Raw genomic sequence first — 13,051 nt, forward strand, 5'->3', positions numbered from 1 at the left:
CGTTCATCCCCGCAAACGCAGAACAGCAGCCATCACTGCGGCTGCAACTGCGTCCACCGGCTGTTCTCCGTCCACTTCTTCAAATCGTCCCAAAGCACGGTAGTGCTCCACTACCGGAGCTGTCAGCGACTCATACGTCCGCATCCGCTCCTCAAAAACTTCTTCCGTGTCGTCTGAGCGCCGCGTCAAAGGCGTGCCGTCAAGGTCGCATTTCTCATCGGCCTTGGGCGGCTGCAAGTAGATGTTATAGCTGCTCTTGCAGACTGGACAGGTGCGCCTGCCGGTAATACGGCGCAGTAACTGAGTATATCCTACTTTAATGCTGACAGCAATGACTGGAAGGCTGCCCGGACGGGCTGTCAGATACGAATCCAGCCATTCGGCTTGGCCCAGCGTGCGCGGGAAACCATCCAGAATATAGCCGTTAGCGGTGTCCGGCTGTTGCAGGCGGTCAGCCACCATCTCATTGACAAGGCCGTCTGAGACCAGTTCGCCCCGATTCATGATGGCCCTGGCCTTCCTGCCCAGTTCGGTGCCACCGGAGACGTTAGAGCGCAGGATGTCTCCGGTAGAGATCTGCGGAATTCCCCAGGCCGATACAATCTCTTTGGCTTGTGTGCCTTTGCCAACCCCCGGAGCTCCGAGCAAAAGAATGGGCCCCGGCGTGACTTTCACCGTCTTTCCCTCCGCCGTTCGCGTTTCGATCACAGCGACAGCCACTTACCAGGCCCGCCTTCCACGGACGCGTCCACTGCGCGGTGAGAAGCCGTCATAGTGACGCATGATGAGGTGCGATTCCACCTGGTTGACGGTGTCCATGGCGACGCCGACAACAATCAGCAGCGATGTGCCGCCAAAATAGAAGTTGAAGCCGAGGCCGTTTGTCACCCAGAGCGGCAGGCGCTCAAACATGGGGCCTATCAGCCAGAGGTGGTTCAGGTGAATGCCGCTGATCAAAAGCTGCGGAATGATTGCGACCACGATGAGGTAAATCGCGCCGACCAGCGTGATGCGCGTCAGGATGTCGTTGATGAAGTCCGATGTACGCTTGCCGGGACGGATGCCGGGAATGAAGCCGCCATACTTTCGCATATTGTCCGCGATGTCGTCGGGACGGAAGACAATCGAGATATAGAAATATGCGAAGAAAACGATGGAGACCATGTACAGCAACTCGTACCAGGGCTCGCCCGGACGCAGGGCATCAAAGACGCGCGTGAGGAACGCGCTGTTATGCACAACCGCCGTATTGGCAAACAACAGCGGGGCCGAGAGGACTGATGCCGCGAAGATGATCGGCATCACGCCGCCGGAGTTGACCCGCAGCGGCAGGTGCGTGGACTGGCCGCCCATCAGGCGGCGCCCGACGATGCGCTTGGCGTACTGTACCGGAATGCGGCGCTCGCTGCGCTCGACAAAGACGATGAAGGCGACAACCGCAATCATGGCCGCAACCAGCAAAATCAATGCCGGAACGGTGAATGCACCGAATTTCTCGGCCTTGGCCGTCTCAATCAATTCCTGAATGGCACGCGGCAAGCCAACCACGATGCCGGCAAAGATGAGCAAGCTCATGCCGTTGCCGATGCCGCGGTCTGTTATCTGCTCGCCCAGCCACATGATGAAGGTGGTGCCGGTGGTCAGCGTCAGCACTGTCATCAAGACGAAGCCCGGTCCGGGGTTGATGACCAGTTGCAGGTCGCCCGATCCGTGCAGCAGGGTGAGCGCAATTGCCAGCGACTGCACGATTCCCAGCAGAACGGTGACATAGCGCGTCCACTGCGTGATCTTCCGGCGGCCCAGTTCGCCTTCTTTCTGGAGACGCGCCAGCGGTTCATAGACCACTGTCAGCAACTGGAAGATAATCGACGCCGTAATGTACGGCATGATGCCCAGCGCAAACACCGTGAGGCGGCGCAGGTTGCCGCCGCTGAACAGGTTGACGAGACCGAGTGAGCTGCCCGCCTGCGAATCGAAGAAGTGCTCCAGCGCGGTGGCGTTTACACCCGGTGTCGGGATGAACGCGCCGAGGCGGTAGACAGCAAGCATCGCCGCTGTGAACAGAACACGCTTGCGCAGGTCGGGGATGCGGAAGATATTGGCGAATTTCTCAAACATTGAAAACCGGTTCCTACGGGCCTGATATAGACCCTCTCGCCTTACGCTACCAGAATTGCCTTGCCGCCCGCCTTCTCAATCTTTTCCTGGGCGGATTTCGAGAACTTGTGCGCATGCACGGTGATGGGTTTCTTCAGCTCGCCATTGCCCAGAACCTTGAGCAGACCCTCATTTTTCTTGAGCAGGCCCTTGGCGGCGAAGAACTCGATGGTCAGCTCGCTCTCGCCCAATTCAACAAGGCGATCGAGGTTCAGAACGGTGTATTCCGTGCGGAAGATGTTGGTGAAGCCGCGCTTTGGCAGACGGCGGTGCAGCGGCATCTGGCCGCCTTCAAAACCGCGCATCAGGCTCGAGCCCGAACGGGAACCCTGTCCCTTGTGGCCACGGGTCGAGGTCTTGCCCATGCCGGAGCCCATACCGCGGCCCACGCGCTTCTTGTTGGTGTTCGCCTTCTTCGGCGCTCTGAGATTGGAGAGATTCATAATGTCCTCGCTATACGCCGGTCAGGATTGCCCCGACCGACTCGCTTCTATTGCGCCGAAGGCGCGTTGTTACTCGACAATCCTGACAAGATGCGGCACGGCCTTGACCATGCCACGAATCGATGGCGTGTCTTCACGCTCGACAACCTGATTCAGACGGGTAAAGCCGAGGCCCTTGACGACCTTCTTGTGCTTCACGGGGGCCTGAATGAACGAGCGATAATACTGAATTTTAATCTTTGTCTTGGTTTCGGCCATGACTATAACTCCTGTACCTGCTTGCCGCGAATGGCTGCCACTTCCTCGCGGTCGCGCAGCTGAACCAGAGCGTCAAAGGTCGCCTTGATCACGTTGTGCGGATTGGCCGTGCCCAGGCTCTTGGTGAGAACGTTCTGCACGCCAGCCGAGGTCATCACCGCGCGCACTGCGCCGCCAGCGATCACGCCCGTACCTTCCGGAGCCGGCTTCAGCAGCACTTGTCCCGAGCCGAAGCGGCCCAGCACCTGATGCGGGATGGTGGTCTGGGTGAGGTTCACGCGGACCAGGTTCTTCTTCGCCGACTCAATGCCCTTGCGGATTGCCTGCGGCACTTCCTTCGCTTTGCCCGAGCCGAAGCCCACGACGCCGGCACCCGGATCACCCACAACCACCAGTGCGGCAAAGGACATGTTCTTGCCGCCCTTGACCACCTTGGTCACGCGGTTGATCGCGACAACCTGGTCCTTCAGGTTGTACTGTCCGGCATCCAGTTTCTTTTTCAGTGTTGCCATTCGCTTCCTGATTTCCTCGGGGGCTAAAGCCCCAAATCTATCCTGCTTTTACGGCACGGCTAAAGCCGTGCCCTTACGAAACTCAAAATTAGAACTCGAGACCTGCTTCGCGCGCCGCATCGGCAAGGGCCTTGATGCGTCCGTGATAGAGATAGCCACCGCGATCGAACACAACTTTCTTGATGCCCTTTTCCTGCGCGCGCTCGGCCACCAGCTTGCCCACTTCTTTCGCTGCCGCAACGTTGCCGCCTGTCTTCATCTTGGCGGCCTTGCTCGACGCGGAAACCACCGTCGTGCCCTTGGCATCGTCAATGACCTGGGCATAGATGTGGTTCACCGAGCGGTAGACATTCAGGCGCGGGCGCTCTGCTGTGCCGGTAACCTTCTCGCGGATGCGCTCGTGAATGCGCTGGCGAATTTCGTTTCTGTTTCTCTGCGAAATCATTTCTCGTCTTCCTTCCTAACAGCGGAGCCGCCTTGCGGGTCCGTTCGGTTTCCACTTCAGCTTAGAGATCCTTCGTCGCGCTACGCGCTCCTCAGGATAATGCCGCGCGACTCCCGCTCACCTTTCGGTTCGCTCACGCCGCGCAAACGGCATTACTTAGCTCCCGTCTTGCCAACCTTCTTCTTCAGCTTCTCGTCGGAGTAGCGCACACCCTTGTTCTTGTACGGATCGGGCTTGCGCAGCGAACGCATATCGGCGGCCACCTGGCCGACCTTCTGGCGATCAATGCCGCTGATGGTGATGCGGGTCTGCTTGGGGTCGATTGCCGCCGTGATGCCCGTAGGCAGCGGGAACTCGATCTGGTGAGAGTAGCCGAGCGTAAATACCACTACGTCCTTGCCCTTCAACTCAACGCGGTAACCGATGCCGACAATATCCAGGTCCTTCGACCAGCCTTTGGTTACGCCCTCGACAGCATTGGCAACCAGAGCGCGGGTCAGACCGTGAATCGCAGCCTGCGAATCGTTCTCGCGGGTGGCGACGATGTGGCCATCCTGCGTTTCCAGCTTGACGCCGGCAGGAATCACCTGCTCGACCTTGCCCTTCGGGCCTTCGACGACGACCGTATTGCCCTTGACGGTGTATTTCACGCCCTGCGGCAACGGGATCGGCTTCTTTCCAATACGCGACATTTCTCAAATCCTTTGCGGCTTGCGAGTCCCGGATTTTTAATCCGTTCCACTGCAGCCTCCGGGGCTAAAGCCCCTCAATTTTCATCGCTTCATTCACCGGCCTAAAGGCCGGTGCTTCTACCCAAAACCTTTAAAGTAATTCCTAAATCTACATTCGCGCCAAAGGCGCGATCACAACATCAAATCTTGCCAAGAATGGCGCGCCGCGCGTCTCGCTGGACGCGCAGCCCTACCAGACTTCGCAGAGTATCTCGCCGCCTACGCCTTCTTTGCGTGCCTGACGTCCGGTCATGACGCCGCGGGGCGTGGTCATGATGCTGATGCCAAGCCCACCCTGCACGCGCTTGATCTCATCGCGGCCAATGTAGACGCGGCAGCCGGGGCGCGAAACACGCGCGAGGTCGCGGATGGCGGCTTCATTGTTGGCGCCGTACTTCAGATAGACGCGCAGAACGTTGCGGCCATTTTCTTCGGCAGCCTTGTAATTGGCGATATAGCCCTCTTCCTTCAGAATGCGGGCGATCTCGGTCTTCAGCTTCGAGGCCGGAACATCCAGCTTCTGGTGGCGCGCGCGGATCGAGTTCCGCAGGCGCGTCAGGAAATCTGCTACTGGATCGGTAAAGCTCATCGTTTCTCCTTCATCCCCCGTTCGCTCTGCGTCAGCAGAGAACCTGCGGGAATGTTTTATGCGTTCAGCATCGTACTTGAACGCGAAATTGTCTGGCGCCACAAGGCGCGATTGCCTGGACGGCGAGTCCTACCAGCTTGACTTCACTACGCCGGGGATCTCTCCCTTAAGCGCCAGTTGGCGGAAGCACAGACGGCAAACGCCGAACTTGCGCAGGTAAGCGCGGGGGCGTCCGCACAGCTTGCAGCGGTTGTGCTGGCGGGAAGAAAACTTCGGCTTGCGGGCGTCTTTTACTCTTTTTGCAGTGGTTGCCATATCTCTAAATCCTTTTACGCCGTCTGGCGGAACGGCATGCCAAACTGCTTAAGCAGCGCGCGCGCCGAGTTGTCATCCTGGGCCGAAGTCACAATGGTGACGTTCATGCCCTTCAGTTTGTCGACCTTCGCATAATCGATTTCAGCAAAGATCAACTGGTCGCGCAGGCCAAGCGTGTAGTTGCCGCGGCCATCAAAGCTCTTGGTCGAAACGCCGCGGAAGTCGCGCACGCGGGGCAGTGCCACGGAAATCAGGCGGTCGAGAAACTCGTACATCGCATCGCCGCGCAGCGTGACCATCGCACCAATCGACATGCCTTCGCGGACCTTGAAGGCCGCGATGGATTTCTTCGCCTTGGTCAGCACCGGCTTCTGTCCGGTGATTGACGCAAGGTCCGCCACGAGCGGGTCGAGCATCTTGTTGTTCTGCGTCGATTCGCCCAGACCCATGTTCAGGACGATCTTTTCCAGGCGCGGAACCGCCATCGTGTTCTCAAGGCCAAGCTCCTTCTGGAGCGCGCCTTTGATTTCCTTCTGATACTTCTCTTTCAGTCTTGCTGCCATTGCTGTCTCTCTTCTCTCCGGCCTCGGAGTGGCAATTGCCGTGTACCGTTTCGGAGGGTGTTCAGTTTGAGCCGCTAGCTTCTAGCCGCTAGCTATTAGCTCTTTTCTTGCCGCTTGTTCAGCTAAAAGCTAGAAGCTAGCGGCTAAAAGCTATTTCTTCTTCGGCGCGAGCGTCTGTCCGCACTTCCTGCAGACGCGGACTTTCGTGTCGCCTTCAAACTTGTGTCCGATGCGTGTCGGCCCGCAGTCGGGGCAGACCAGCAACACATTAGAGATGTGCACCGGAGCTTCCTGCTCGGCGATGCCGCCCTGGATGTTCCGCTGAGGATTCGGACGGAGGTTCTTCTTGACCACCCGCACATGCTCTACCAGCAAACGGTTCTCATCGGCCAGGACGCGCAGCACGCGGCCACGCTTGCCCTTGTCGCTGCCTGCGATCACTTCCACCGTGTCATTGCGCTGTATGTTCAAACTCATAGAATTCCCTTTTTACCTGCCGGCCTGTTTAAAGAACTTCAGGGGCCAGCGAAACAATTTTCAAAAACTTCTTCTCGCGCAACTCGCGAGCAACCGGGCCAAAAACGCGTGTTCCCACCGGCTCGCCGGCTTCGTTGATCAGCACCGCGGCATTCGAATCGAAGCGGATGTAGGTCCCGTCGCGGCGGCGCGTCTCCTTGCGCGTGCGAACTACCACGGCCTTCACCACTTTGCCCTTCTTCACCTGGCCGTCGGGCGAGGCCTCCTTCACCGCAGCTGTGATGACATCGCCAAGACCGGCCTTCTTGCCGCTTGCGCCACCCAGCGGCAGAATCATTTGCAGCTTGCGCGCGCCGGAGTTGTCGGCTACCTCAAGCATGGTTCTCATCTGCACTGCCATCGTGTTATCTCCTTCCCGGTCTACCGCCGGACTCTACAAAAGCGGCGCTTATTGAGCGACCGCTGCTGCTTCCTCGACCTGCGCCAGCGCGGAGCGGCGGACAATCTCTTCCAGTTGCCAGCGCTTCAGCTTGCTCAACGGACGCGTCTCGCGGATGCGGACCATGTCGCCCACGCGCGCCGAGTTCTGCTCGTCATGCGCATAGAACTTCTTGCTGCTCTTCACGATGCGCTTGTACTTCGGATGCGCCTTGCGCATCTCCACTTCCACCACGATGGTCTTCTGCATCTTGGTCGAAACGACCTGGCCGACCTTCTCGTTGCGGCGCGATTCTACTGTGGCTTCGCTCTTTACATCTGCCATGACTTAGCGAGCCTCCTTCTTCTTCGTGGTCTTCTTCTTTGCCTTGGCGGCCTTCTTCTCCGGTGCCGCAGGCTCCGCCTTTGGAGCTTCGCCGTGCAGCTTCAGCTCGCGCTCACGCGTAATCGTCTTGATGCGCGCGATGTCCTTCTTCAGGCCGCGCAGCTTCTTTACGCCTTCGTTCTGGCCGAGCTTCATCTGGAAGCGCAAGCGAAACAACTGCTCCGCCGCTTTCTGCTCCTCAACGCGCAGCTCGTTGTCGCCCAGGTTGCGAATCTTATCGAGTTCCATCTCTTCTCTTCGTCTTCTCTCCGGGACAGCGGCTTACGGTAAGCCGAGTCTCCCTGAAATCTGTTACTTCGCCGCCACGACTGCCTTCACGTTGTGGCGCTGCACAAAGCGCGTCTTCAGCGGCAGCTTGTTTGAAGCCAAACGCATGGCTTCCTGTGCGATCTCCGGCGCTACGCCTTCCATCTCGAACAGGATCTTGCCCGGGCGCACAACCGCAGACCAGTGATCGAGCGGCCCCTTGCCGGACCCCATTCGAACTTCGGCCGGCTTCTTGGTGACCGGCTTGTCCGGGAAGATGCGCAGCCACACCTTGCCGCCGCGCTTGATGAAGCGCGTCATGGCAATACGGCTGGCCTCGATCTGGCGGTCGGTAATATAACCGCACTCCATGACCTTGAGGCCGTAGTCGCCGAATGACAGCTCAGAGCCGCGCCACGCCTTGCCGCGCATCTTGCCCTTCTGCTGCTTGCGATACTTGACCTTCTTTGGCATCAACATAATGAAACCCTCTAATCAGTTCTCAGGTCTCAGCGCTCAGGTCCCAGTTTTTTCTGTGCCCTGTGCCCTGCGCCCTGTGCCCTAGAATACGGACGTGCCCACCGCAGCCTGCGGCTCGCGCCGTCTCTGCTGATAAATGTCGCCGCGATAGATCCACGCCTTCACGCCGATCACGCCATACGTCGTGCGCGCTTCGGCAAAGCCGTAGTCGATGTCCGCGCGCAGCGTGTGCAGCGGCAGACGGCCCTGCAGATACCATTCGGAACGCGCGATTTCGTTGCCGTTCAGGCGGCCCGAGACGCGGACCTTGATTCCCTTGCAGCCGAAGCGCAGCGCCGAATCGACGGACTTGCGCATCGCGCGGCGGAAACCGACACGCTTCTCAAGCTGCAGCGCGATGTTCTCGGCCACCAGCTGGGCATCAAGCTCCGGCTTGTTGACTTCGAGAATGTCGATGAAGACGTCGCGGTTGGTGCGCTTCTGCAATTCAACCTTGAGCTTCTCGATCTCGGCGCCCTTGCGGCCGATGATGATGCCCGGACGCGCAGTGCGGATGATGATCCGCAGCTTGTTGCCCGGACGCTCGACCTCGACCGAGCTGACGCCGGCGGCCTTCAGCTTGTCCTTGAGCTCGCTCTTCAGCTTGACGTCTTCAACCAGCAGCTTGTCGTAATCGCGCTCCGTAAACCAGCGCGAGCGCCACGGCTTGTTGATACCGATCCGAAATCCGTAAGGATGGACTTTCTGTCCCATAGTTCCCTCTAATTCCTACTTCTTCTTCGCAGCCTTCTTGGCAGGCGACTTCTTCGCTGCCGTTTTCTTTGTCGCAGTCTTCTTGGCTGCGGCCTTCTTCGCAGGCGCCTTCTTCTTGGCTGGCTTCGCTGCAGCGGACGCCTCGGCGTCTACTGTCTGGACCAGACCTTCCTGCTTGCGCTCCGCCACTGAAATCACAATATGAGCGAGGCGGCGCTGATAGCGGTACGCACGGCCCATCGGAGCCGGGCGGATACGCTTCATGCGCGGGCCTTCGTTGGCGATGGCGCTCTTGACGTAGAGGTTGTCCACGTCGACGTCCAGTCCCTGCTCCTGGCTCAGATAATTGGCGTTCTCAAGCGCCGAGCGCAGCACCTTCTCGACCATCGGAGCGACTGCCTTCTTGGTGAAGGCGACCTTGTTCAGCGCCTCTTCCACCCTGCGGCCCTTGATCAGATCGAGCACCAGCCGCGCCTTCTGCGGCGATACCCGCTGAAACCGCGCTTCAGCCCGAAATTCCCGTGTGTCCAATTGCATTGGCTTGCCTCAAACCTTCTCTAATTCCAATTTCCTGCCGAAACCCTTTACTTGGGCTTCGCCGTCGTTTCCGCGGCCTTGGCCGAGTGGCCCTTGAACGTGCGCGTCGCGGCAAACTCGCCCAGCTTATGCCCCACCATGTTTTCCGTCACATACACCGGCACAAACTTCTTGCCGTTGTGCACCGCGATCGTGTGCCCGACAAAGTCGGGGTGGATCGTCGAGCGGCGCGACCAGGTGCGGACGACCTTCTTGTCGTTCGCCTGGTTCAGCGCATCAATCTTCACCGTCAGGTGCGTATCAATAAACGGGCCTTTTTTCGTCGACCGTGCCATCAATAAACCTCGTAATCCTTACTTGCTGCGGCGGCTGACGATGAATGCGTCGGTCCGCTTGTTGTTGCGCGTCTTGTAGCCGCGTGTCGGCTGGCCCCATGGGGTCACCGGATGACGTCCACCTGAAGTTTTACCCTCACCGCCGCCGTGCGGGTGATCGACCGGGTTCATCGAGACGCCGCGGTTGGTCGGGCGAATGCCCTTCCAGCGATTGCGCCCGGCCTTGCCGATGGTCACATTTTCGTGATCAGTGTTGCCCACCTGGCCAATCGTCGCCATGCAATCTACCAGCACCTTGCGGGTTTCGCCGGAAGGCAGCTTCAGCAGCGCGTAGTCGCCTTCCTTGGCCACCAGCTGAGCCGAAGAACCGGCCGAGCGTACCATCTGCGCGCCCTTGCCCGGACGAAGCTCGACATTGTGCACCGTCGTGCCGGCAGGAATGTTTTTAAGCGGCAGCGCGTTGCCGACGAGGATGTCGGCCTCAGGACCGCTCATCACCGTCTGTCCAACCTTCAGGCCAACCGGCTGCAGGATGTAGCGCTTCTCGCCGTCCGCATAGCTGATTAAGGCAATTCGGGAGGACCGGTTCGGATCATATTCAATCGTCGCCACCTTGCCCGGCACACCGTACTTGTTGCGCTTGAAATCGATCAAACGCAGCTTCTGTTTGTGGCCGCCGCCGTGGTGACGGATAGTCAGGTCGCCCGAGTTGCGGCGTCCGCCGGTGCGCTGCTTGATCTGGAGCAGCGGCTTGTACGGCTTGTCCGTCGTGATGTCGTCATTCACCAGCGAGGTCTGAAACCGCAGCGTTGGCGTGATCGGTCTGTATGTCTTGATCGGCATCGTTTTCTTCTCTCTCGCCGCCGGCTCACTTCAGCCGGCGTTTGCTCAGATAGCTTTTTCCTGAGCAGCAATCAAACTTCGTAACCTGCGTCGTTCTTCCGACTACAGGTTGTTCACGTAATCCGGCATCTTCTCGCCCGACTTCAGGCGCACATACGCCTTTTTCCAGTCGGGACGGAACCCGGCAAATTTTCCGCGGCGGCGCTCTTTACCGGCAACGTTGGCCGTGCGCACAGCGGATACCTTCACCTTGAAGAGCGCCTCGACCGCCTGCTTTACTTCGGTCTTGGTCGCCTTCGCGGCTACTTCAAAAACCAGCGTGCCCTCGGTCTCTTTAACGCCCAGTCCCTTTTCGGTGATCAGCGGGCGGCGAATGACTGAATATGTTGTCGGCATTAGGCCACCTGCGCCTTTCTACGCTTTGAAACCGTCTTCTTGAGGTCTGCCTGGAGCTGTTCGAGTGCGGGCCGCGAGAAGATCGCGCGCTCGTAGCGCAGCAGATCGTACGGATGCACTTCGTTGTTCAGCATCAGCTCGACGCCCTTGAGGTTGCGCGCGCCGAGGACCACATTCGGGCTCAACTCCTTGCTGTTCTCAACCAGCAGGACTGTCTTCTTGGCTTCAAGCTTGTTGAGCGCCTGACGGTACAGCTTGGTCTTGGGCTCTTTCAACTCAAAGCTCTCGACAACCGTCAGCTTGCCGTCCTGCAGCTTTGCCGCCAGCGCCGAGCGCAACGCACCCAGCAGCTTCTTCTTGGGGAAGGCATAGTCATAGGAGCGGGGCTGCGGTCCGTGGACCGTGCCGCCATGTCGCCACAGAGGCGAGCGCACCGAACCGATACGCGCGCGGCCCGTGCCCTTCTGCTTCCAGAGCTTCTTGCCCGAGCCGGAAACCAGCTTGCGATTTTTGGTCGCAGCCGTTCCCTGGCGCAGCGAAGCGCGATAATGCTTCACTGCTTCCCACAGAAGCGCCTCATTTACCTCGCTCGGGGCAAAGACTTCGTCAGCCAGCTCCAAGGAGCCAACCTTCTGTCCACCGAGATCGAATACGTCAATGTTTGCCATCGTTTTCTCTTTCAAGCCCGGAACCATTGTTCCGGCTCTAAGCGTCTTGCTAATCAGGCGGCCATCAGGCCGCGTGCCGCTGAACGCGCAGTCCTATTTCTTCTTCGCCGAAGCCTTCTTCGAAGCCTTCAGAGGATCGACCGTGCCGCCACCCGCGAATCCGCGACGCTCACGCGGCGGGGCCTTCGCCTTCGAGATCAGCACATATCCATCGCGAGGACCCGGTACCGCACCCTCGACCATAATCAGGTTCTCTTCAATGTCGATTCCGCGAATGCGCAGGTTGCGGACCGTAACCCGATCTACGCCCATGTGTCCCGGCATACGCTGCCCGGGGAAAACACGCGACGGGAACGACGATGCGCCGATCGAGCCCTGCACCTGGAACATGTGTCCGTGCGACTTGGGACCGCCGCCGAACGCGTGGCGGCGAACTACGCCGGCAAAACCACGGCCCTTGCTCGTGCCCACTACGTCTACGTATTTCTCATCCGTGAAGATGTCGACCAGAACCTTGTCGCCGGCCTTCACGCCATTCGAAGCGGCTTCTCCCTCTTCCGACTTCTTCGCGGCAGCCAGCTCCACCGGAACTTCCTTCACCAGTTTCACCGGAGGAACGTTGTTCTTGGCGAAGTGGCCAGCCTGCGGCTTGGTCACTTTTGAAGCCTTCACGAATTCGACCAGGCCAATCTGGGCTGCGTCGTAGCCGTCTTTCGCAGCCGTCTTGAGCTGCGTAACCACGCAAGGACCGGCCTGCAGGACGGTGATGGGGTGGACTTCACCTCTCTCATCGAACACCTGCGTCATACCGATCTTCTTGCCTAAAATCCCTGTAACTGCCATCGTCTTCTCTCCCCATCATGTCTGCGCACTTTCCGCAGCCACTGAAGGCTTGTTGTCTAGCCGTAACTCTCAAGCGCCGCAAGGCGCAATTGCCTGGATGGCTAGTCCCTATTTTTCGAACGCCTTGATCTCGACATCCACGCCGGCTGGAAGATCGAGCTTCATCAGAGCATCGACCGTCTGCTGGGTCGGCTCGAGAATGTCAATCAGCCGCTTGTGCGTTCGAATCTCGAAGGCTTCGCGTGATTTCTTGTCGACGTGCGGCGAACGCAGCACGCAATACTTGTTCTTCACTGTCGGCAACGGAATCGGCCCTGCTACCTGTGCACCCGTACGCTTCGCGGTGTCTACAATCTCGCCCGTCGAAGTGTCGAGCACCCGGTAGTCATAAGCCTTAAGCCGAATGCGAATTCTCTGTCCAACCATCTCGTTTCAATCTTTCTGCGAGCTGGCAGCTTTAGCGCCAGCTCGCCTAACTCGCTTCGTCTACTGCAGGATCTCGGTAATGGTTCCAGCGCCCACCGTGCGTCCGCCTTCGCGAATCGCAAACCGCAAGCCCTTCTCCATCGCCACCGGCGTGTGCAGGTCGATCTCCAGCGAAATGTTGTCCCCAGGCATCACCATCTCCGTGCCTTCC

Annotated in this window: 23 protein-coding genes and 1 pseudogene; all 24 read right to left on the reverse strand. The window is 59.0% G+C overall.

Going from position 1 to position 13,051, the window contains the following annotated elements; all coding sequences use genetic code 11:
* Positions 1-3 precede the first annotated feature (3 nt).
* A complete protein-coding gene (locus VEV40_RS12530) occupies positions 4-720 on the reverse strand; it encodes an adenylate kinase (protein WP_324832737.1) in 717 nt (238 codons plus the stop codon).
* A complete protein-coding gene (gene secY / locus VEV40_RS12535; RefSeq protein ID WP_324832739.1) occupies positions 721-2,118 on the reverse strand; it encodes a preprotein translocase subunit SecY in 1,398 nt (465 codons plus the stop codon).
* A gap of 41 nt (positions 2,119-2,159) precedes the next feature.
* The gene (gene rplO, locus VEV40_RS12540; protein ID WP_324832740.1) at positions 2,160-2,600 is read right to left on the reverse strand and encodes a 50S ribosomal protein L15; all 441 of its coding nucleotides are present in this window, start codon (positions 2,598-2,600) and stop codon (positions 2,160-2,162) included.
* Between the two features lie 69 nt (positions 2,601-2,669).
* Entirely contained in the window at positions 2,670-2,858 is a 189-nt protein-coding gene (gene rpmD, locus VEV40_RS12545; protein WP_324832742.1) for a 50S ribosomal protein L30, read from the reverse strand.
* Positions 2,859-2,860: 2 nt separating this feature from the next.
* Positions 2,861-3,370, reverse strand: a complete 510-nt coding sequence (gene rpsE / locus VEV40_RS12550) for a 30S ribosomal protein S5 (RefSeq protein WP_324832743.1) — start codon at positions 3,368-3,370, stop codon at positions 2,861-2,863.
* An 88-nt stretch (positions 3,371-3,458) separates the two neighbouring features.
* On the reverse strand, positions 3,459-3,815 hold the full coding sequence (gene rplR, locus VEV40_RS12555; protein WP_324832744.1) for a 50S ribosomal protein L18: 357 nt from the start codon (positions 3,813-3,815) through the stop codon (positions 3,459-3,461).
* A 152-nt stretch (positions 3,816-3,967) separates the two neighbouring features.
* On the reverse strand, positions 3,968-4,507 hold the full coding sequence (rplF, locus tag VEV40_RS12560) for a 50S ribosomal protein L6 (protein ID WP_324832746.1): 540 nt from the start codon (positions 4,505-4,507) through the stop codon (positions 3,968-3,970).
* A gap of 229 nt (positions 4,508-4,736) precedes the next feature.
* Positions 4,737-5,135 (reverse strand): 30S ribosomal protein S8, encoded by a 399-nt coding sequence (gene rpsH, locus VEV40_RS12565; RefSeq protein WP_186741207.1) that lies wholly within the window; start codon positions 5,133-5,135, stop codon positions 4,737-4,739.
* 129 nt (positions 5,136-5,264) lie between these two features.
* Positions 5,265-5,450 carry a type Z 30S ribosomal protein S14 gene (locus VEV40_RS12570; RefSeq protein ID WP_158749679.1) on the reverse strand — a complete coding sequence of 62 codons (186 nt, stop codon included), beginning with the start codon at positions 5,448-5,450 and terminating at the stop codon, positions 5,265-5,267.
* Positions 5,451-5,464: 14 nt separating this feature from the next.
* On the reverse strand, positions 5,465-6,013 hold the full coding sequence (gene rplE, locus VEV40_RS12575; RefSeq protein ID WP_324832752.1) for a 50S ribosomal protein L5: 549 nt from the start codon (positions 6,011-6,013) through the stop codon (positions 5,465-5,467).
* A 150-nt stretch (positions 6,014-6,163) separates the two neighbouring features.
* Positions 6,164-6,490: a 50S ribosomal protein L24 gene (rplX, locus tag VEV40_RS12580; RefSeq protein WP_324832754.1), complete on the reverse strand. Its 327-nt coding sequence runs from the start codon at positions 6,488-6,490 to the stop codon at positions 6,164-6,166.
* Between the two features lie 28 nt (positions 6,491-6,518).
* Positions 6,519-6,890: a 50S ribosomal protein L14 gene (rplN, locus tag VEV40_RS12585; protein ID WP_158749676.1), complete on the reverse strand. Its 372-nt coding sequence runs from the start codon at positions 6,888-6,890 to the stop codon at positions 6,519-6,521.
* 48 nt (positions 6,891-6,938) lie between these two features.
* On the reverse strand, positions 6,939-7,253 hold the full coding sequence (rpsQ, locus tag VEV40_RS12590; protein WP_324832755.1) for a 30S ribosomal protein S17: 315 nt from the start codon (positions 7,251-7,253) through the stop codon (positions 6,939-6,941).
* A gap of 3 nt (positions 7,254-7,256) precedes the next feature.
* Positions 7,257-7,541, reverse strand: a complete 285-nt coding sequence (gene rpmC / locus VEV40_RS12595) for a 50S ribosomal protein L29 (protein ID WP_324832757.1) — start codon at positions 7,539-7,541, stop codon at positions 7,257-7,259.
* A gap of 63 nt (positions 7,542-7,604) precedes the next feature.
* Complete coding sequence (gene rplP / locus VEV40_RS12600; RefSeq protein WP_324832759.1) at positions 7,605-8,039, reverse strand: 50S ribosomal protein L16; 435 nt, start codon at positions 8,037-8,039, stop codon at positions 7,605-7,607.
* A gap of 81 nt (positions 8,040-8,120) precedes the next feature.
* Entirely contained in the window at positions 8,121-8,792 is a 672-nt protein-coding gene (rpsC, locus tag VEV40_RS12605) for a 30S ribosomal protein S3 (RefSeq protein ID WP_324832761.1), read from the reverse strand.
* Positions 8,793-8,807: 15 nt separating this feature from the next.
* Positions 8,808-9,329, reverse strand: a complete 522-nt coding sequence (gene rplV, locus VEV40_RS12610; protein WP_324832763.1) for a 50S ribosomal protein L22 — start codon at positions 9,327-9,329, stop codon at positions 8,808-8,810.
* Positions 9,330-9,376: 47 nt separating this feature from the next.
* Positions 9,377-9,664 (reverse strand): 30S ribosomal protein S19, encoded by a 288-nt coding sequence (rpsS, locus tag VEV40_RS12615; RefSeq protein ID WP_324832764.1) that lies wholly within the window; start codon positions 9,662-9,664, stop codon positions 9,377-9,379.
* A gap of 18 nt (positions 9,665-9,682) precedes the next feature.
* Positions 9,683-10,507 carry a 50S ribosomal protein L2 gene (gene rplB, locus VEV40_RS12620; protein ID WP_324832765.1) on the reverse strand — a complete coding sequence of 275 codons (825 nt, stop codon included), beginning with the start codon at positions 10,505-10,507 and terminating at the stop codon, positions 9,683-9,685.
* Between the two features lie 102 nt (positions 10,508-10,609).
* Complete coding sequence (locus tag VEV40_RS12625) at positions 10,610-10,903, reverse strand: 50S ribosomal protein L23 (protein ID WP_324832766.1); 294 nt, start codon at positions 10,901-10,903, stop codon at positions 10,610-10,612.
* Positions 10,903-11,571, reverse strand: coding sequence for a 50S ribosomal protein L4 (rplD, locus tag VEV40_RS12630; RefSeq protein WP_324832767.1), 669 nt, complete (start codon positions 11,569-11,571; stop codon positions 10,903-10,905). The genes VEV40_RS12625 and rplD overlap by 1 nt, the downstream gene beginning before the upstream one ends.
* Before the next feature lie 93 nt (positions 11,572-11,664).
* On the reverse strand, positions 11,665-12,414 hold the full coding sequence (rplC, locus tag VEV40_RS12635; protein ID WP_324832768.1) for a 50S ribosomal protein L3: 750 nt from the start codon (positions 12,412-12,414) through the stop codon (positions 11,665-11,667).
* Between the two features lie 108 nt (positions 12,415-12,522).
* Positions 12,523-12,840: a 30S ribosomal protein S10 gene (gene rpsJ / locus VEV40_RS12640; RefSeq protein ID WP_050059838.1), complete on the reverse strand. Its 318-nt coding sequence runs from the start codon at positions 12,838-12,840 to the stop codon at positions 12,523-12,525.
* A 60-nt stretch (positions 12,841-12,900) separates the two neighbouring features.
* Positions 12,901-13,051: pseudogene (tuf, locus tag VEV40_RS12645) on the reverse strand (elongation factor Tu); the annotation flags it as partial.

Origin of the sequence: Alloacidobacterium sp. (assembly GCF_035631355.1) — a bacterium.
Lineage (GTDB): Bacteria > Acidobacteriota > Terriglobia > Terriglobales > Acidobacteriaceae > Alloacidobacterium.

What these genes read in the sequence shown, in the direction of transcription:
- secY (WP_324832739.1), bottom strand. Translation starts at nt 2,118, where the DNA reads ATGTTTGAGAAATTCGCCAATATCTTCCGCATCCCCGACCTGCGCAAG.
- rplO (WP_324832740.1), bottom strand. Translation starts at nt 2,600, where the DNA reads ATGAATCTCTCCAATCTCAGAGCGCCGAAGAAGGCGAACACCAACAAG.
- rpmD (WP_324832742.1), bottom strand. Translation starts at nt 2,858, where the DNA reads ATGGCCGAAACCAAGACAAAGATTAAAATTCAGTATTATCGCTCGTTC.
- rpsE (WP_324832743.1), bottom strand. Translation starts at nt 3,370, where the DNA reads ATGGCAACACTGAAAAAGAAACTGGATGCCGGACAGTACAACCTGAAG.
- rplR (WP_324832744.1), bottom strand. Translation starts at nt 3,815, where the DNA reads ATGATTTCGCAGAGAAACAGAAACGAAATTCGCCAGCGCATTCACGAG.
- rplF (WP_324832746.1), bottom strand. Translation starts at nt 4,507, where the DNA reads ATGTCGCGTATTGGAAAGAAGCCGATCCCGTTGCCGCAGGGCGTGAAA.
- rpsH (WP_186741207.1), bottom strand. Translation starts at nt 5,135, where the DNA reads ATGAGCTTTACCGATCCAGTAGCAGATTTCCTGACGCGCCTGCGGAAC.
- VEV40_RS12570 (WP_158749679.1), bottom strand. Translation starts at nt 5,450, where the DNA reads ATGGCAACCACTGCAAAAAGAGTAAAAGACGCCCGCAAGCCGAAGTTT.
- rplE (WP_324832752.1), bottom strand. Translation starts at nt 6,013, where the DNA reads ATGGCAGCAAGACTGAAAGAGAAGTATCAGAAGGAAATCAAAGGCGCG.
- rplX (WP_324832754.1), bottom strand. Translation starts at nt 6,490, where the DNA reads ATGAGTTTGAACATACAGCGCAATGACACGGTGGAAGTGATCGCAGGC.
- rplN (WP_158749676.1), bottom strand. Translation starts at nt 6,890, where the DNA reads ATGGCAGTGCAGATGAGAACCATGCTTGAGGTAGCCGACAACTCCGGC.
- rpsQ (WP_324832755.1), bottom strand. Translation starts at nt 7,253, where the DNA reads ATGGCAGATGTAAAGAGCGAAGCCACAGTAGAATCGCGCCGCAACGAG.
- rpmC (WP_324832757.1), bottom strand. Translation starts at nt 7,541, where the DNA reads ATGGAACTCGATAAGATTCGCAACCTGGGCGACAACGAGCTGCGCGTT.
- rplP (WP_324832759.1), bottom strand. Translation starts at nt 8,039, where the DNA reads ATGTTGATGCCAAAGAAGGTCAAGTATCGCAAGCAGCAGAAGGGCAAG.
- rpsC (WP_324832761.1), bottom strand. Translation starts at nt 8,792, where the DNA reads ATGGGACAGAAAGTCCATCCTTACGGATTTCGGATCGGTATCAACAAG.
- rplV (WP_324832763.1), bottom strand. Translation starts at nt 9,329, where the DNA reads ATGCAATTGGACACACGGGAATTTCGGGCTGAAGCGCGGTTTCAGCGG.
- rpsS (WP_324832764.1), bottom strand. Translation starts at nt 9,664, where the DNA reads ATGGCACGGTCGACGAAAAAAGGCCCGTTTATTGATACGCACCTGACG.
- rplB (WP_324832765.1), bottom strand. Translation starts at nt 10,507, where the DNA reads ATGCCGATCAAGACATACAGACCGATCACGCCAACGCTGCGGTTTCAG.
- VEV40_RS12625 (WP_324832766.1), bottom strand. Translation starts at nt 10,903, where the DNA reads ATGCCGACAACATATTCAGTCATTCGCCGCCCGCTGATCACCGAAAAG.
- rplD (WP_324832767.1), bottom strand. Translation starts at nt 11,571, where the DNA reads ATGGCAAACATTGACGTATTCGATCTCGGTGGACAGAAGGTTGGCTCC.
- rplC (WP_324832768.1), bottom strand. Translation starts at nt 12,414, where the DNA reads ATGGCAGTTACAGGGATTTTAGGCAAGAAGATCGGTATGACGCAGGTG.
- rpsJ (WP_050059838.1), bottom strand. Translation starts at nt 12,840, where the DNA reads ATGGTTGGACAGAGAATTCGCATTCGGCTTAAGGCTTATGACTACCGG.